This is a genomic window from Methyloceanibacter methanicus, from assembly GCF_001723285.1.
In the GTDB taxonomy this organism is placed as follows: Bacteria; Pseudomonadota; Alphaproteobacteria; order Rhizobiales; family Methyloligellaceae; genus Methyloceanibacter; species Methyloceanibacter methanicus.
In genome coordinates this window covers 160,032-177,647 of sequence record NZ_LPWG01000003.1, presented here as the reverse complement: position 1 = coordinate 177,647, position 17,616 = coordinate 160,032, and the positions used below count along the sequence as shown (strand labels likewise).

12 protein-coding genes, 1 tRNA gene and 2 pseudogenes are annotated in these 17,616 nt (G+C 63.9%); 7 read left to right on the top strand and 8 right to left on the bottom strand.

Features of this window, described 5'->3' with window-relative positions; genetic code table 11:
- Nucleotides 1-504 (bottom strand): annotated as a pseudogene (locus AUC68_RS02765) (hypothetical protein); the annotation flags it as partial.
- Between the two features lie 162 nt (nucleotides 505-666).
- Here AUC68_RS02765 and AUC68_RS02760 point away from each other — a divergent pair.
- From AUC68_RS02760 to AUC68_RS02750, 3 genes and pseudogenes are all read left to right on the top strand, one after another.
- Nucleotides 667-759 (top strand) — tRNA-Ser (locus AUC68_RS02760).
- Between the two features lie 40 nt (nucleotides 760-799).
- A pseudogene (locus tag AUC68_RS02755) lies at nucleotides 800-1,736 on the top strand (acetamidase/formamidase family protein).
- 20 nt (nucleotides 1,737-1,756) lie between these two features.
- Nucleotides 1,757-2,254: a hypothetical protein gene (locus AUC68_RS02750; RefSeq protein ID WP_069436242.1), complete on the top strand. Its 498-nt coding sequence runs from the start codon at nucleotides 1,757-1,759 to the stop codon at nucleotides 2,252-2,254.
- A gap of 20 nt (nucleotides 2,255-2,274) precedes the next feature.
- On the opposite strand, the gene AUC68_RS02745 is transcribed toward AUC68_RS02750, so the two are convergent.
- The 7 genes from AUC68_RS02745 to AUC68_RS02715 all read right to left on the bottom strand — a co-directional run bounded on the left by AUC68_RS02745 (nucleotide 2,275) and on the right by AUC68_RS02715 (nucleotide 12,718).
- Nucleotides 2,275-2,466, bottom strand: coding sequence for a hypothetical protein (locus tag AUC68_RS02745; protein ID WP_069436241.1), 192 nt, complete (start codon nucleotides 2,464-2,466; stop codon nucleotides 2,275-2,277).
- A gap of 81 nt (nucleotides 2,467-2,547) precedes the next feature.
- Nucleotides 2,548-5,028, bottom strand: a complete 2,481-nt coding sequence (gene lon, locus AUC68_RS02740) for an endopeptidase La (RefSeq protein WP_083240340.1) — start codon at nucleotides 5,026-5,028, stop codon at nucleotides 2,548-2,550.
- Nucleotides 5,029-5,639: 611 nt separating this feature from the next.
- Nucleotides 5,640-6,497 (bottom strand): hypothetical protein, encoded by an 858-nt coding sequence (locus tag AUC68_RS02735; protein ID WP_141701053.1) that lies wholly within the window; start codon nucleotides 6,495-6,497, stop codon nucleotides 5,640-5,642.
- A 171-nt stretch (nucleotides 6,498-6,668) separates the two neighbouring features.
- Nucleotides 6,669-8,288, bottom strand: coding sequence for a hypothetical protein (locus AUC68_RS02730; protein ID WP_141701052.1), 1,620 nt, complete (start codon nucleotides 8,286-8,288; stop codon nucleotides 6,669-6,671).
- 125 nt (nucleotides 8,289-8,413) lie between these two features.
- Complete coding sequence (locus AUC68_RS02725) at nucleotides 8,414-9,562, bottom strand: FecR family protein (RefSeq protein WP_158008210.1); 1,149 nt, start codon at nucleotides 9,560-9,562, stop codon at nucleotides 8,414-8,416.
- A 143-nt stretch (nucleotides 9,563-9,705) separates the two neighbouring features.
- Nucleotides 9,706-11,463, bottom strand: coding sequence for a FecR family protein (locus AUC68_RS02720; RefSeq protein WP_069436238.1), 1,758 nt, complete (start codon nucleotides 11,461-11,463; stop codon nucleotides 9,706-9,708).
- Nucleotide 11,464: 1 nt separating this feature from the next.
- Complete coding sequence (locus AUC68_RS02715) at nucleotides 11,465-12,718, bottom strand: tetratricopeptide repeat protein (protein ID WP_158008209.1); 1,254 nt, start codon at nucleotides 12,716-12,718, stop codon at nucleotides 11,465-11,467.
- A 487-nt stretch (nucleotides 12,719-13,205) separates the two neighbouring features.
- On the opposite strand from AUC68_RS02715, the gene AUC68_RS18055 reads away from it, so the two are divergent.
- The 4 genes from AUC68_RS18055 to AUC68_RS02695 all read left to right on the top strand — a co-directional run bounded on the left by AUC68_RS18055 (nucleotide 13,206) and on the right by AUC68_RS02695 (nucleotide 17,495).
- The gene (locus tag AUC68_RS18055) at nucleotides 13,206-14,351 is read left to right on the top strand and encodes a septal ring lytic transglycosylase RlpA family protein (protein WP_083240332.1); all 1,146 of its coding nucleotides are present in this window, start codon (nucleotides 13,206-13,208) and stop codon (nucleotides 14,349-14,351) included.
- A gap of 168 nt (nucleotides 14,352-14,519) precedes the next feature.
- Complete coding sequence (locus AUC68_RS02705; protein ID WP_244500349.1) at nucleotides 14,520-15,656, top strand: D-alanyl-D-alanine carboxypeptidase family protein; 1,137 nt, start codon at nucleotides 14,520-14,522, stop codon at nucleotides 15,654-15,656.
- A 25-nt stretch (nucleotides 15,657-15,681) separates the two neighbouring features.
- Nucleotides 15,682-16,326 (top strand): dTMP kinase, encoded by a 645-nt coding sequence (tmk, locus tag AUC68_RS02700; protein ID WP_069436234.1) that lies wholly within the window; start codon nucleotides 15,682-15,684, stop codon nucleotides 16,324-16,326.
- A 35-nt stretch (nucleotides 16,327-16,361) separates the two neighbouring features.
- Nucleotides 16,362-17,495: a DNA polymerase III subunit delta' gene (locus AUC68_RS02695; protein ID WP_069436233.1), complete on the top strand. Its 1,134-nt coding sequence runs from the start codon at nucleotides 16,362-16,364 to the stop codon at nucleotides 17,493-17,495.
- Nucleotides 17,496-17,616 lie beyond the last annotated feature (121 nt).

The following is a 17,616-nucleotide window of genomic DNA, read 5'->3' as shown; positions in this document are numbered from 1 at the left end:
GCGGCCGCCGACCCGCGCCAGCCGATGGCGCACCGCGCCTTGCAGGCCACGCTTCGAAGCGTCATAGGCCCGGCCACCCAGCTCGAACAGGGATTTGGGCTGATCTCCGCGCTTGTCCTCGAACGCCTGGTTCTCCTGCTGCACGCGCTCGTTCAGCTGGCGCACGCGCGGATCTTTCGCGACGTTGCCGGGCAGGGTGGGGCCATCGTAGTTGTAGACTTTGACCACGCCTGTGCAGCCCGGATTCTTCTTCGCCGCACAGGATGCATGGCCGCCGTCCTGGGTGGTCTTCACCACGCAATAGAGCTTGAACGCATCGCTTTGGGTGACGCCGCTGCCCTGAAGCCGGCAGCGATAGGAGGCATTCGGGTTCTTGCAGGTGACGCAATATTCGACCGTGCCGGCCTGCGCGCGGGGCGCTGCGGCAAAGGGCGCAGCGGCCAAAAGCACGCCGGCGCATGCCGCCGCGCGCCAAGGCCATCCGAATCGGATGCCGCCGCTCATACGCTCATTCCTCCCAGGGTTCTTGGGCGGAGCCTATCATAGTGTGCGGACGAGCAATATGGGGGGAGCCCATTGGATTCCGGGGCCGCGCAAATCCGCGCCTGGAAATCGCGCGCGCGTGTTGACCGGGTCGAAGGAGATCAGTAAGCCTTTGCGTCCAGCGGAGACGTGGCCGAGAGGCTGAAGGCGGCGGTTTGCTAAACCGTTATACGGTATAAAGCCGTATCGGGGGTTCGAATCCCCCCGTCTCCGCCAGACCTGACTTCGGTCGCCCTGCGTCCTCGGGGAGGCGTCGGTGCTCTGCAATCACACGATCCACAAGAACCATCACCATTTCGGCTGGGACAACGCCATCGCGCCGGTCTTGACCACCAAGCCCGGCGAGACGGTCGAGATCGAGACGATCGATGCCTCGGCCGGGCAGGTGGGACCGGACACGACACTCGAGGCGTTTCTGGCGCGGGACGCCTCTCGCGTGAACCCGGTGACAGGGCCCATCTATATCGAGGGCGCCGAACCCGGCGATGCGGTCGCCGTGACCTTCAAGGATTTCCAGCCTCGGGCTGGGGCTGGACCGCCAACATCCCGGGTTTCGGACTGCTGGCCGATCAGTTCCCCGATCCGCGCCTGCATATCTGGAAATACGACGCGGCGACACTCGCGCCGGCCATGTTCGGGCCGGGGGGCGCGGTTCCGCTCAGGCCTTTTTGCGGGACGGTGGGGCTCGCGCTCGCGGAGCCGGGGCCGCATTCGGTGATCCCGCCGCGCCGCGTGGGCGGCAACATGGACATTCGCGACAACGCGGTCGGCACGACGCTTTACCTGCCCGTCGAGGTCGCGGGCGGTCTCTTGTCGCTCGGCGATACCCATGCGGCGCAGGGCGACGGCGAAGTTTGCGGCACGGCGATCGAGAGCCCGATGGTGGTGGCGATCGAGATCGGCCTGATCAAGCAGGCGGGGCTTGTCTTTCCGCGCTTCGAGACAGAAGGGCCTGTCTCGCGCCATCTCGATGAGGATGGGTACCAGGCGACGACGGGGGTGGGGCCCGATCTGATGCAGGCGCCCGGGACGCGGTCTCGGGCATGATCGATTGGATTTGCGCCAGCACAAATATGGATGCGGTCGAGGCCTATATGCTGTGCAGCGTCTGTGCCGACCTGCGGATCAGCGAAATTGTGGACGTCCCGAACTGGACGGTCTCGTTGTATTTTCCGAAGATGGTGCTGCGCTAGGTGCGCCTGGATATGCCGAGATGACCGTGAACAGCCCTCAGTCTGGACCCGACCTCGATCCCGCCTTTATCGAGCAGGAGCGGAACCGGCTGGCCGGGCGCGCGCTGTCCTTCCTGATCGGATTGAACGGCATGGCCGCCTTGGTTCTCTTGGCCATCGTGGCGCTGGCGCCCCAGGCAACTGTCGACGGCAAGGTCACGACCGCCATGATGGTGTTCAGCGGGGGCACGCTGGCGGCCCTGTTCAGTTCGTTTCTGGCCTATGTGAACCGGACGGTCCGGCTGGAATCCCCAGGCCGCCGGGGTTTGCGGCGCGCGTTGCGGGCCATCGCCATTGCCGCGGTGATCGGGAGCGGCGCCGCCTTCCTGGTCGGGATGAACATGGTGGGCACCACCCAGGCCCAGAAGTCGAGCTCCCATCCGAAGGGGCGGCGGGAGGACAAGCCGCCCAAGCGGCCGCAAGTCAAGAATGCCGCGCTCCCCGCAGGGTTCGAGGTGAGCTGGAGCCCACGCGCTTAAGCCGTTGAGGCAGGGATCTTTTAGGGGCCTGTGATTTCGCGGGTGAAGTCGTCCCAGACCTGCTGCGCATCCTTGGTGGCCTCGCCGACCTTCTCGCCGACCACGTCCCAATTGACCACGCGTTTCTCCACGGCCTTTTCCCGCTGGTCCATGACAAAGGCAGCGACGACCGTCAGCGCGACACCGAGAATAAGGCCAAGTAGGAACCGCATGGGACCCCCCGAAAATGAGGGGATCATAGGCCCTGGCGCCCCCGAGAGGAAGCGTCGCGGACCCATCCGTCTACGGTCGAGCTAGCCGCTGGCCAGGCGCCGCTGATCGTCCGAGAGGTCGTTCGGGCCTTGATCGTGCTCCTCGGGCGGGCTGAGGGCCGCGGCCATGGCCTCGTCCACGGTCGACATCCAGACGAAGCGGACCGCCTTGCGGGCGGACTCCGGGATGTCCTCGTAGTCCTTGCGGTTGCGCTCGGGCAGCATCACCGTCGTGATGCCGGCGCGGACCGCCGCCAGCACCTTGTTCTTGACGCCGCCAATGGGCAGCACCAGCCCGCGCAGCGAGATTTCGCCGGTCATCGCCAGGTCGTTGCGGACCGTGCGTCCGGTGAACAGCGAGGTGAGGGCGATGAACATGGCCACGCCCGCGCTCGGGCCGTCCTTGGGGATCGCGCCTGCGGGCACGTGCAGATGGATGTCGGAGGTGTCGAAAACACTCTGCTCGATGCCCAAGTGCCCGGCGCGTGCTTTCAGAAGCGATAGAGCGGCTTGTGCGCTCTCCTTCATCACATCTCCGAGCTGTCCGGTCAGGGTCAGCCGACCCTTGCCGGGCACTTTCGTGCATTCGATGAACAGGATGTCGCCGCCCGTGGGGGTCCAGGCGAGGCCCGTCGCGACTCCGGGCACGGAGGTGCGCATGGCGACCTCGTTGTCGACCTTGCGGGCCCCAAGGATGTCATGCAGGTCGCCCGCGTCGATGCGCATGCTGGACTTGTCGCCTTCGGCGATTTGCATGGCCACGTGGCGGCAGACAGCGCCGATCTCGCGTTCGAGATTGCGGACACCGGCCTCACGCGTATAGCCGTCGATGATGGTGCGCAGCGCCTCTTCGGTGATGTCGCACTGGGTATCCGTGAGGCCCGTGGCTTCCAGCTGACGCTTGACCAGATAGCGCTTGGCGATCTCGACCTTCTCTTCCTCGGTGTAACCGGGAATCTCGATGACCTCCATGCGGTCACGGAGCGGCGCGGGAATCTGGTCGAGCACGTTCGCCGTGCCGATGAACATCACTTTCGACAGGTCGAAGGGCACGCCCAGATAGTTGTCGCGGAACGTGCTGTTCTGCGCCGGGTCCAGGACCTCCAGCAGCGCCGCGGACGGGTCGCCGTGGAAGCTGGCGCTCAGCTTGTCCATCTCGTCGAGCATGAGGACCGGGTTGCGCGTCTCGGCCTTGCGCAGGGCCTGGACGATATTGCCGGGCAGGGCGCCGATATAGGTGCGGCGATGGCCGCGGATCTCCGCTTCGTCATGGACGCCGCCAAGGCTGATGCGGCCGAACTTGCGGCCCATGGCCCGGGCGATCGACTGGCCGAGCGAGGTCTTGCCCACGCCGGGCGGGCCGACGAAGCACAGGATCGGGCTCTTCCCATCTGGGTTGAGCTTCCGCACCGCAAGGTATTCCAGGATCCGCTGCTTGACCTTGGGGAGCCCGTAGTGATCCTCATCGAGGATGCGGCGCGCCTCGGCGATGTCGATCGTCTCCTCGGAGAGCTTCGACCAAGGGAGCTCGGTCAGCCAATCGAGATAGGTGCGGATCATGCCGTGCTCGGCCGAGGCCTCGGGCATGCGCTCCAAGCGCCGCAATTCCTTCTTGGCCTGGGTCTCGGCTTCCTCGGACATCTCCGCCTTGTCGATGGCCTCGCGCAGTTCGGCCATCTCGGCTTCGTCTTCCTCGCCTTCGCCAAGCTCCTTTTGGATCTGGCGAAGCTGCTCGCGCAGGATGTGTTCGCGCTGGCGGCCCGACAGGGACTCTTGGGTCTGTTCGCCGATCTGCTTCGACAGGCGCAGGACTTCGATCTGCTGAGCGAGTTCGCGCAGCACCTTGTCGATGCGCGCGGATACGTCGAACGTCTCCAGTATGCCCTGCTTCTCGGCGGGGCCGATGTCCATGACGTTCGCAATGAAGTCCGCCAGCATGGAGGGAGACTCGATCTGGTCCATGGCGCCGGCAAGTTCCTCGGGCGCGTTGGGCAGCAGCGACAACGCCTCTCGCGCCCGCTCGCGCAGTTGATGGACGCGGGCGGCAAGTTCGGTCGAGAAGACTTCGGAGTCGCCGATCTTTTCGATGCGCGCGGCCAGGAACGGGTAGCCATCCAGGAGTTCGAGAATCTTGTATCTGTGTATGCCGCGCACGACGATATGGTGATTGCCGTCGGGCGAGGTCACATAGCGCATGATCTCGGCGATCGTGCCGACACGGTTCAGTTGATCGGGGCCCGGAACATCGGCGGCCGGATCGCTCTGGAGGATGATGCCGACAGGCTTGCCGTTCTGGACCGCGGCTTGCGCGCCGGCAACCGTCTGGGGACGGCCCACCATCAGGGGCGCGACCACGCCGGGGAACAACACCGCATTTCGGGTCGGCAGCAGAATGACGGCGTCGTCCGGCAACTCGCGTTGCGGCGCGGCGGTCTCGGCGGAGTCCGCTGCAGTCTCGGACTGAGAGGTCTCCTCGCCGCTCTGCAAGCTTTCTGTTTTCAGGCTTTGTTCTTGGTCGGTCATGGTTTGAACTTCAATGATTGTGTTAGCCGGCCTCGTAAAGACCAGTCTCAGGCAGCCATTTTCCAGTTGTTGATCGATCAGCCTCAAGCGGCTGGAAATCGCGATGCGCCGTTCGAAGCGGCCATAGGGAATCTCGAGACGGACGATATTGGCGCCGCGTCCTGAGGCTGGGATCGCCCGGATGCCGGTGATGATCAACGTTGTGCCCTCGATCTCGGCCCGGACCGCTTCGGGCCGGACACCCGGCAGGGCCGTGATGATGGTCACCTCGCGCTCGGTCTCGAAAACGTCTACCGGCGGCTCCCAGCTGGCGGAATGGCCGCCCCTCGACGGGCCGAAGAATTGCCGGTGAAGCTGCTCGGCTTGTTTGAGCATGGCGCAGGCTTCGGCAAACATCTGGTTCTTTGGATCACGCATCGCGCCTCGTTCAACGTCACAAGTTTTGCCGGTGGCCGTCAGAATTTCCTTGCGCGGGCAGCGGGTTGGTTGACATGCGGAAAGACCGCGCCGGGAGCCGCGCAGCCTTTGTCATTTGGGAACTTACAGGTCCCGATGCAAGGGCGCACCGCACGCGAGGGGCTCGGTTCCAGCAACACCAGAGCCGCGCCACGCTATTTGGCCACGATGAAGGTCGTGCGGTCGAGCCCGGTATTTCCGGTGCGCGGGTTGTGCGCGTAGACCGTGACATCGTAGAGGCCCGGCTGGTCCACGGTCATTGTGCCGGCAAACTGGCTCGGCTGGCCGTCATAGGCGAGATCGAGGGGCGGCAATTTCTCGCCGTTCCGCGTGATGAGAGCCTTGACCGCGAGTTCGTCCGCATCCCACAGCCCGCCAGGGGTGATCGGGCAGCCGCACATCAAGCTGACATTCGCGCGCAGATCGACCTTGGCCGTTTCTGCCGGCAGCTTCATATGCGCCGGCGGGGCGAGCACATCCACCACATAGCCCGGCAGCTCGATCAGCCACCCGTCGCCGCCCGTGATGTGCTCTCCCGGCACGGCCCATTGGGTGACCGTCACCCGGTTGGCGCTTTGCCGCTGTCCCAACGGCCCGAGGATCTCGACTTCGATCAGGCGCGGCTCGTCGATGTCGATCGTGGCGTCGAACTTGGCCGCGTCGTCGCTCGATAGCGTGGCACGGCGTCCGCCGTCCGCGTGCATGAGAACCTTGGTATCGCCCGTGCCGCCCGACGTGACCCCTTCGGCCAAGATCGCGCCGGTGTCCGCGTCGCGCAGGACCACGCGCGCACCGCCCATGCTCGAGCCGACGAACTTCGCGTCCTTGCTCAGCACACGGACGGTGATGTCGGTGGGCTCGGCACCGGCGACGCGCGGTGCGATGAGGATGATCGCGACCGCGGCCGCGAGCGCCAGGGCGGCGAGAAGGAGGGCATGCTTCAGCCGCGGAATCGGCGAGTGCGGACCGGGCGAGGGCGGCGTGGAGGGACGTGATTTGGGCGGACGGGACATCGGGACCTCCGGCGGACTGTTCGAGCGTGTGCGTTCCTTGAAACGGGCGCGGCGCGCCCGCCGCCAGAGTGCTCGATCAAGCGCGGTACGCGCTTTGAGGCGTGTCAAGCCGGGGGTTGGCGATGCGGCCCTGTACGGCGCAAAACGGATTGGATCGCAGGGGAGGCGGGGCTAGCGCTGGGTGCCGCCGAAGATGCCGTTGGCTTTCCAAGTCGCATTCGTGTCGAGGACGCTATTACGTGCATTGAAATTGCCGACCACGCCACGGGGCGTCTGGCCTTTCCCAGGCGAGCCGACGAAAGAGCCAGCGGCTGAGCCCTGGATGCCGCCATTGCCGGTAAGCGCTCCGGCAAAGCTGGCTTTGCCTGGTGCAAACATGCGTCCGGAGAACGTTTTTCCATCAAAGTTGCTGATTGTAAGCTTGTCCTTTGGACTGAGCCCGCGCGTCGCAAAGTTCCAGTCCATGTTCATGGTGCCCGTCGCAACGGACTGGTTCCAGGTCTGGCCGTTGAACTTTGCGACGGTTCCGACAACATCACCCGCATAATGCGCCGTACCGCGCGTCGGCATGTCCGAGGCGGACACGACATTGCCGGTAATCCACCAGCCGAGATGCGTGTCCTCGGTAACCTGCTCGCCATTGTGGTTCGTGTAGTTGGACCGCATGCCCCAGGCGCCCCATTTGATGTAATCGCAATCTTGGCAGAAGGCCTGTTTCTGAACCAAGCCGTTCGGGGTCTGAACCGTCTGGCCCGCGAACAGGACCTTGTTGGCGCCCATGGCATCGGCACTGATGAGGTACCCCGTCGTATCGGGTGTTGTCGAATGGTCATACTTGCGAAACACAGGGCTGTCGTATGCTACTTTGACCAATTTCCAATTCTGAAGTTTCCAGCGGTACTTCGTTTCGTACCCTGCGAATTCGTAGCCAGTTTCGCGCACATTCGAAGACCCCGATGTCTCGAACGCGCCAAAGATATTGCCGTCAATCATCGACGACTTGCCACTGCCACCAAACTCATACTGGGTCGTTTTTGTCGAAAGGAGGTTCTGGTCAGAGTCGACCAGCCAGGACCGCGAAAATCTCATCGAGGCGGTCAGATTGTTGGTATTCCCGCTGAGCCGCAGGACCACTTCGCTCGCTGAACCGTTTACGAGCGACTGGACGTTGCTCGCGTCGCCCGCCTGCTGCGAGAAACCGGCCGCATAGCCATGGAACGTGCCGGACGTCGTCCCGACATCGTCAAAGGTCTGGGTTCCCACCGCGATGTGGTGGGTCGAACCGATCTGGTTCTGGTAGCTCGTGTCCCCGTTGAGGGGATTGTCGCGGCCGGGATTCGTCGTACCGGAGGTGCCAAGGCCGAGGACGGCGTTGGGTTGACCGTTGCTGGCGCCGAGGAAGTGCCCGCCATCGGGGCCTGCGACGCTTCTGACGTCGCCGCTGAAGCTGTAATTGTCACTCGCCGTGTCGGAGCTGCCCCGCCGTGAGCCGGTCAGGCCATTGTCGGACGACCACTCGCCCAGTGCGACATTGACGAAGGACTGGCCCGAGGACTCGCCGGTGCCCAAGGCAAAGCTGGCTTGCAGCCAAACCGGCCGGCTTCCGTCCTCCGCATCGCCCGTGTTCTGCTCCTTAGCGAACAGCGGCGAGGCAAAGCCATTTCCCTCGTTCGGCATCGAGTTGGCGGAAGCGAATGGGATGCCGCTTTGCTGCACCACGTCGCTGGTCAGCGCGAAGACATAGACCTTGCCGCTCGTCTCCCCGAAATTGTACTTCTTGCCGCCGAACACGAGCACGGGATTCCGAAGGACGGTCTGTTCGTCCTCGCCGAGTCCTTCCTCGGCCACGTGATAGGCGAAGAAGTCCTTTTTCAGAACCGCGTGGCCCGAGAAGTTCAAGGTTTCCCCATTGACGGTCACTTTGGCGCCGTTGACGGCGCAGAGGCCAAGCCCGTCGCACAGGTCACCTTTGCCGGGAAATCGAACTCAAGAGTCTGTGTGTTGCTCGAAACCGTCGTGATCTGGATACAGTCCGAGCTCTCGCAGCCTTCGTCGGTGTTTACCGCAGGTACGTCCGCAACGAGGCGGTTGTTCTTGATCTCGAACGTCCATTCGAAGTCGTCCGTGACTAAGCCTTGCGGTCCGACTCGGATGACGCGCGCATCGACCTTCGGCGTCGTCGGCGGGTTGTCGTTCGGGGTCGTCGTCGGCGGCGTGGTCGACGAGTCCTCCTGCTTCTTCAACTCTTCGTCGATCTGCGTTGCCGTCGCGTCCGCGATGAGGTTCTGCAGGCTGACCGTCTGCGTCATTTGGCTTGTGCCGCTGTCGGCCTGTTGTTGGCCCCCTTGTGATCCGCCGGACCCGTCGCCGTCGCCATTGCCATTGCCGGAGGAGCTCGAACCGCCGCTGTTGGACAGCGCCTTGGAGAAGACCGCCGTATCTTCCGCCGTGGTTGGACGGACCGTTCCGCCGCCCTGTGACAGATCGAGCGTGTAGCCGGGCTGGTAGACGACATGGGTCTTGCCGTTCCGGCCCTGGAGCGTCATCGAGTGGCCGTACAGGAACGAATAGATCTTCTTCTGCGTGTTGCCTTGGAACATGCCGCCGCGAATGGCCAGCGCGCCGGACGGCGTGTTCACCTTCACGCCCCCGGCGTTCTTCGACAGCTTGCCGCCGATGAAGCGCATCGAACCTTTCGAGAACGTGGCGACCACTTCGCCCGTCTTCTTCTTCGGGTCGTAGACGAACTTGTCGATGACGAGGTTCGAGTTGGGGCCGACCGTGAAGGTCGAGCCGTCGACCAGAAGCACTTGGACAAGGCCGCTTGTGGTGGTCTCGATGCGCTCGTTGTAGAAGATGGATTTGCCGATATTGAGCTGCTTGTTCGGAACGCCCGAGAGCGACGAAAACGCGTCCGGATTGACGGCGGCCGCGACACCGACTTTGCCGGCATAGGCCGGAGGGGAAACGGCGGGAACGGACACGGCAAAAGCCAGCCCCGCGCCAATCAGCAGCGCGATCGCCCAGGCGCCGCGGCGCGGCGTCGTGTGACCGTTTTGAGCCATCCCTCCAAGCCTCTTCTGCGAGTCGGTTGAGAAGAGCAAATCCAGGTTGCCAAAATATAGCATACCCCAGCCGATTTGCATTGGCGGAATGCGCCAGTGCCACCGTCGCATCGGCATATGGCGATGAGGTTAAGCCAAGTTAACTAGGGCTTTGAAACGCCCCCGAAAATGCCCGTGGCGCGGTAGCCGTTCGCACCCGAGACGCCCCAATTGCCGATCACGCCGGCGGCAGGACGTCTTCCGTCGGTCACGAAGGAGCCGTGGGCGCCGCCCGAAACTGCTGTCTGCCCGGCCGCGCCGTTGATGGCTCCGGAGAACTGGTTGACGTTGCCCGGCATGGTCATCGTGCCTCCGACATTCAGGTCGGGGAGGCCATGGGCCGAGTTCGCATTGAAGTTGGTGACGGCGAACGCACCCGAGCGCTGGGCGAAATTCCAGGTCATACCCAGATTGCCCGTGCCCACAACTGGGCCGTCCAACTGATAATTGGTGATGCTGCCGATGGCCGTGCCCGCATAGCTTGCCGTTCCGGTGACGGGCAGGTCCTGGAAGGCCGTCACTTGACCGCCGACCCACCAGCCAAGGTCGACCCCCTCGGTGACGGGATACTCAGACACACTGTATTGGTTGTACGTGAACTCGGTCCCGAACGTGCCCCATTTGATGAACTCGCAGTTGCTGCAGAGGGAGCCCGTCTGCTGCTCGATGAAGCCTGAAGAACTCGTCGTCGGGATGGCATCCCCGCTGTTGTTATAAAGACTGAGCGCCGAAAGGCTCCAATTGTAGGCGCTTGTCGGGGTGAACGTCAGCATCGCGCGCTGAACGTAGCTGCCGCCCTCAATGTCGTGCAGCGTCAATGTGATGACCCGCGTGTCTTCATTGTAGGAAAAATCGCTCGGCGAGATGCTGGTTGCAAAGCCGTAGTCGTTGAGGTTCGTGGATTGGATGAGCCCGCTGCCATAGGCGCCGATCGTGTACTTGATGTCTGTCACGTCGGTCGTCGACGGGGCCGTCGTGGGGGTCGTCGTCGTGCTTGTCGTCGACGGGCTTGTCGTCGACGGGGTCGTGGTCGAAGGAGGGGTGGTCGTATTCGTGATCGTCTCGTCGGTCACGACCGTCACGACGGGGATGCGCCGTGCGAGCACCTGCCTCAAGATCTCGTCGGTGATTTGTGTTGACGTCGCATCGGAGACGAGTTGCTGCAGGTTGAGGAGCGTGAAAACGTATTGCGGCGCCGGCGGCTGCCCCTCCGTGTTCGCGCTTGTGGGGTTGACGGCGCTGTTGGTCAGGCTCGTCATGATGGTCTGGATGTCGGCCGGCGTCGTCGGCCTGATCGCCGGCGTACCGTTGCCCAGAACGAGCGAATAGCCCGGTTGATAGACCGAATAAACCTTGCCGCTCAGTCCCCGGAACGTCATCTCCCTGCCATAGAGGAAGGAAAAGATCGAACCTCCCGGCAGGAGCGTTCCCTGGAACATCCCGCCGCGAATCGCGAGACTGCCCTCAGGCGTGTTCACGGTCACGCCGCCGGGGTTCTTGGAGATCTTGCCGCCGATAAAGCGCATCGAGCCCTTCGAGAACGTGGCGACCACTTCGCCGGTCTTCTTGTTCGGGTCGTAGACGAAACGATCAATCACGACGTCGGAGTTCCGTCCCACCGTGAAGGTCGAGCCGTCGACGAGCAGAACTTGCACCACGCCGTTGGCGTCGGTGCTGATGCGCTCGTTGTAGAAGATGGACTTGCCGATCCGGAGTTCTTTTCGCGCGCCGCCTGCGCCGAAAAACGCATCCGGATTGACGGCGGCGGCAACGCCAACCTTGTTGGCCGCGCCGTCCTGCGGCGCCGACACGATGGCTGCGCACACTACGAGGAACGCACCGATTGCGCGTGCGACGCCCACCTTAGAACCTCTTCTGGATGCCGAGGATCGCGGTCAAATTGTCGAATGTCCGCAGATCGTAGTTGGACTGCTGATCCCGGTACTCGACTTGGGGGACGAGCGCCCAGGTCTCGGCGACCGGCACCACGACCGCCGTGCGGGCCCACCACGTGTCGTCCCGCTCCGGCGCGACGGGGTTGATCGTCGGGTCCGGATCGTCATAGTCCCGGCGGATGATGCCGCCGCCGAGCTGCCAGGTCAGAGGAAATTGTGCGGCCCAGAAGGGGTTCGTGAAGGTCCAGGCAAGACCCGCCGAAAGAGCAACCTCGGTGTTGGAATAGAAGCTGGCGTCGGCGGCCTCACGCTGAGCATAGCCGGCCGTGGTGAGCACCACGCCGGGCGTAAAATAATAGGTGTAGTTGAGGCCCAGCCGGGTCTGGAAACCGGTGCGCAACGAGTTTGTCGGGAGATCGCTGTTATCCTGGAAGTCGCGGTAACGGGTCTCGAGACGGACATCGAGCACGCTTTGGGTCGCCGAGAAGCTCAAGAGCCTCATGCCGGCGCCGGGCGCGTAGAAGTACGAATCGTACCCGAGATAGGACAGGTCGCCGATGGCGTAGACGAACAGGCGCGTCTGGTCCCAGTCGAAGCGCTTCATGTTGAAGCTCGGACCCAAGGTAAACTCGAAAAAGTCGAGATCGATGTCCGACAGCTGGCTGTCGAAATAGACCGTCGAATAGGCCAGAAAGTCGAACTCGAGGCGATCGCCCTGCTTCTCCAGATCGTAGGAGTAGTGCAGCGTTCCGATGTTCAGCCAGCTCCAGCCGTCGCGGCCGACGGACTGACTGCCGAGGGTGAAGTCGAGGCCGTTCAGCGTGACGGTGTTGGTGCTCGGGCCGAAATTCGCATTGCTCTCCCAGCGGATGGCGCTGAAGATCGAGGCGGAGAAGGGCGGGGGATCCGCGGCAATGGCAAGCTGTTGAATGTACAGCCGGACCTGATCGGCGACCTCATTCGGTACGCTGGGATTGAGAAGGACCTGCTCGAAATAGCTCCGGGCGACTTCATACGCGCCGAGCTTGTAGTACAGAACGCCGAGCTCGAACTGGATGCGGGGCGTGTTGGGCGCGTAGATGAGCATGCGTTCGAGGGCCGAGATGGCGCCCTCGTAATCGCCTGCGTCGGCGGAGGCTTGGGCGTATTCGAAGGCGAGATCGAGATCGCTCGGATTGGCGATCATCCGTTGCAGCATCGCCTCGCGCTGGGGTTCGGACACCTCAGCCGCAGACGTGGCCTTGGGGGAACCCAAGGCCAGACAGACCGCCACCGCGATCGCCGCCAACTTCGCCAACGAACCCATCAACACGTCCGTCCGGTTAGTGTCTTTGGTGAGATGTCAGACCAAGCCGACAGCAGCACCCGCCCATCACCCGGGACGTTAGCCAGTTAACCTTTGGCCGACAAGGCTTGGCGCGGGTTTTGCGAGTGTTTTCAAAGACTCTGTGGCCGTTTGGGCACGGCGTTCTCGTGCTATGGTTAACAATTGCCAGCGATGACGACGGCGCAAGCTTTACCGGGCTGATTCTGTGGCATATTTCGAGTGTCGAAGAGATTCGGTCTTGTGACCTGCGGGGTTTCGGGCCGCATTTAGTCTTTGCTAACCGAGTTGGGTTCAAATCGACTCTGCGCCGGAAGAGCCGACTTGGTTCTGCGTTCGCGGCTCTTTCGGCGCAACTTGCTTGAGCCCTTTGGGGGGCGGCACTTTGGACGGGCTGACATCAGAGGGACCCGGGCCCGGCTCCGGTTACGTTAAGTCGCTGAGCGGGCTTGTTATTGACGCGCGCCTTTGGTTCGTCCTTCTTCTCCTGACAGTGGCAGGTCTTTGGCTTTGGCCGGGCGCCATCCCGGAGGACCCGGAATCGGCCGGTCTTGGGAAGCGCCTGGTTCCGGTCGGCCAGCCGGCGCCCAAAGGCGGCGGCCATTTCAAGATCGGCCAGCCTTACGAGATCAATGGCGAGCGCTACACTCCCCGAGAAGACCCCGGCTATGTCCGCGAAGGCGTCGCCTCGTGGTATGGCGCCCTGTTCCATGGCCGCAAGACCTCGAACGGCGAGGTGTTCGACATGGAGCGCCTGTCGGCGGCCCATCCCACGCTCCCGCTGCCGGCCTATGCGGAGGTGACGAATCTGGGCAATGGCCGCAGCGCCGTGGTGCGGGTCAACGACCGGGGTCCCTTTCGAAAAGGGCGCCTGATCGACTTGTCCGAGCGTACGGCAGAGGTCCTCGGTTTCAAGCGGTCCGGCACCGCCAAGGTGAAGGTCCGTTACCTGCGCAAGGCCTCGCTCGATGGCGACGACACGTTCGAGCGGGATTACCTTTCGACCCGGGGCTATTCGCAATACGCGGGAACCACCGACCCCGACGGGTGGCCGGAAGTTGCGATCGCGGTCGGGCCGGCAGGTCCGCCGCCGCCGCCGCCGCTTCCGGATCGTCCCGACAGAGAGGCCCTCACAGTGTCTTTGCCCACGCCAAAGCCCGTGATCGTTCGCGGGCCCGGGCCGCGCGATGAGGCCGATGCGGCGGTGGCGGGTCTGCAGGACGCCTCGGGCGAGGACGACTCGGGCGAGGGCGAGACGACCGGCTCGATCGGGCCTGCCGCACCCGCGGCGCCGGCCTCCGGCGGGCCGATGATTCAGGCCGGCTTTTTCAAGGACCAGGCGAATGCGCAGCGGGCGTGGAGCGCGCTTTCCGGTGTCGGGCCGGTGGAAATCGCCCCGATCGTCGATCATGGCGAGACCTATTACCGGGTCCGCGTGGGGCCGTTCGCGGACGGGATATCGGCCGCGGCGGCGCTGTCGGACGTCGCCGATGCGGGCTACCGGGGCGCTAAAATCGTCTTGCAAAACTAAGCGTTGGTCCGTGCCCGGTTGATTTTTTGCCTTAACAGTTCGATAGTGACGCCGCTTGGGCCGCAGCCTTTGGCGGCGTTTCGATCCACCATTCCTCTAGTAGAACGACGTGACCGCGTGCGCGCTTTGCGTAGATTGACGAAAATTGCCGTTGCCTGCGGGCTTAGCGTGGCCTTCGCTGCGGGACCGGTCTGTGCGGCGTCGAAGAAGACGAGCGAATTCGAGACCAAGGCCCAGAACGCCATCCTGATGGATTCCGGCGCCGATCTCGTCCTTTACGAAAAGGGTGCCGATATCCGCATTCCCCCGGCCAGCATGAGCAAGCTCATGACGCTGGCGGTGGTGTTTCGTGAGCTCAAGTCCGGCCGCATCAAACTCGACGATACCTTCACGGTCAGCGAGCACGCCTGGCGCACGGGCGGCGCTCCGTCCGGCACCGCCGCCATGTTCGCGCCGCTCGGCAGCCCCATCACCGTGAGCGATCTGATCCAGGGCGTGACGGTGCAGTCTGCCAACGACGGAGCCTCATCCTCGCCGAGGGGATCGGCGGGACCGAAGAGGGCTTCGGTCAAAATGATGAACGACTACGCGAGGCAGATCGGTCTTACGGGCTCGAACTTCGTCAATCCGACCGGCCTGCCGGCGGAAGGTCACTTGATGACCGCGCGGGATCTCGCAACGCTGTCCAAGCATCTCATCGAGACCTATCCGGAGTACTATCCCTATTTCGCGCAGAAGGAGTTCCGCTATCGGGACAAGTTCACCTTCCGGAACCGCAATCCGCTGGTTTGGTCCGACATCGGCGTCGACGGTTTGAAGACCGGCTACACCAATGAGTCGGGTTACGGCCTCGTGTCGAGCGCCAAGCGCGGCGATCAGCGCCTGGTCCTTGTCGTGACGGGGCTCGAGAACAAGAACGACCGGGAAACGGAATCCCGCAGGATGCTGGAATGGGGCTTCAAGAGCTTCCGGCCGTTCCGGTTGTTCGACGACGGGCAGCAAGTGAGCGAAGCGCTCGTTTGGGGCGGGGAGAAGCACTACGTGCCGCTGGTCGGCGACGGCGCGATCGATCTTCTCCTGCCGGCCAGCGCGACTGGCGCGGTCTCCGGCGAGATCGTCTATGAGGGACCGATCAAGGCGCCCATCAAGAAGGGCGATCAGATCGCCACGCTGAAAGTCCAGTCGGCCGATTTGGCGGCGGTCAACGAGATCCCGCTCTATGCCGGCGAGGACATCAACAGCAGCGGCTTCGCCAAGCGGGGAATCGATTCCCTGCTCGTACTGGCATTTGGCTGGCTTCTCTAGCGCCGGGAAGGCGAGCCTTTCGACCATGCAGCAAGCCATCGAAATCGGACGGTTCATCACGCTCGAGGGCGGCGAAGGGTCGGGCAAATCGACCCAAGCCAACATTCTCGCGGAGCGGCTCGCCCGGTCGGGACGTCCGGTCTTTGCCACGCGCGAACCCGGTGGATCGCCTCGCGCCGAGGAGATCCGCGAGGTCCTTCTGTCCGGACAGGCGGCCTCGTTCGGACCCCTGGCGGAGGCCGTTCTCTTCTCCGTGGCCGGCGACCATATCGACAACGCCATTCAGGGCGCGTTGCAGCAGGGCCAATGGGTCGTGTGCGACCGGTTCGTCGATTCCACGCGCGCCTATCAGGGCGCGACGGCCGGCGTGCCACGCCCGCTCATCAACGCGTTGGAGAAACTGACCGTGGGCGCGCTCATGCCCGACATTACGTTTATCCTCGACATTCCCGCCGAGGAGGGGCTCGCGCGGGTGGAGACACGGGCGGAAGGGACCGAACTCGACCGTTTCGAGAGCCAGGAGCTGATGACCCATGAGCGCATTCGCCGTGCATTTCTGGACATCGCCGAGGAAGAGCCGGGCCGCTGCGTCGTGGTCGATGCAAGCCAGCCCGAAGCCATGGTCGCCGAGGACGTTTGGGAAACGGTCTTGCAGCGCCTCAATCCATGAACCGGCCGCCTGCGGTGTAGGGTCGTGAGCAGAACATGATGAGCGCCGCCGCCAGCAGATCCGCCCCCGCTGCCGCCGAGCCCGATCGGTTGGAGCCGTTCTCCAGCCCGCGGGATGTGGACCGCGTGTTCGGGCACGACGAAGCGGCTCAAGAATTCGAAGAGGCGCTTCGGAGCGGACGGCTGCACCATGCCTGGCTGCTGGTCGGCCCCGAGGGCATCGGCAAGGCGACGCTGGCCTATCGTTTGGCCCGAACGATCCTTGCCCATGCGGAAGCAGGCGACCTTCTTCCGGGCGCGGCTGCGGACGTTTCGATCGACCACCCCATCTTCCGCAAGGTCGCGGGGCTCGCCCATCCCAACCTGCTCCTCATTCGCCGGTCCTGGATGGAAAAGACCAAGCGCTATTCGCAAGTGATCGGCGTCGACGAAGTCCGCCGCTTGCGCGCGTTCCTCGGCAGCACGGCGGGCGACGGCAGCTGGCGCGTGGTCATCGTGGATCGCGCCGACCAGCTCAATCAGAACGCGGCGAATGCGTTGCTGAAAGCGCTCGAGGAGCCGCCGCCGAACACGCTGTTTCTCCTGGTCTCCAACGCGGAGGGCCTTCTGCCGGTCACGATCCGGTCGCGCACAAGGGTGCTGCGCCTCGCGCCGCTCGAGGATGCGCCGCTCGCCGAGGCCGTCACGGCCGCGCTCGCACGCGACGAGATCGAGGCCGACGAGAAGACCTTGGGTCTTGCCATGGCCCTGTCGCAAGGGAGCGTGCGGCGGGCCTTGGAACTCGTGACCGGAGAGGGCATCGCGCTGTACGACCAGATCGTCGCGACGTTCGAGGCGCTGCCTGAACTCGACGGCGCGAAAGTGCAGCGCCAGGCCGAGACGCTGGCAAGCACCGCCGAGACCGAGCAGTTCGAACTCTATCTCGCGCTGCTGCTCGGCCTGATCGAGCGGCTGGTCCGCTACGGGGCCACGGGAGAGGGGCTCGTGGGAACGGAAGAAAAGCTCGCGAAGGGCTTGGTGTCGTTGGACAATTTGCCCGGCTGGGCGGATGCCTGGGAGGGGATTTCCGCCGCGCGCGCCGAAACCTTCGCCCTCAACCTGGACCGGAGCCTTCTGGTCCTGAACAGCTGGTTCGACCTTCAGAAGCTCGCCGCAAGCCGAATGTCCTGACGCGTTCGCTGTGTATGCTTGGCAGGGAGGGGAGGCAAGGCTATGTCTCCACCAGACTCATGCGTTGCTAGTGGTTCTCTCGACTTGGGCATTTGCTCGGGCAGGTGCAGCTAAGGGCGGG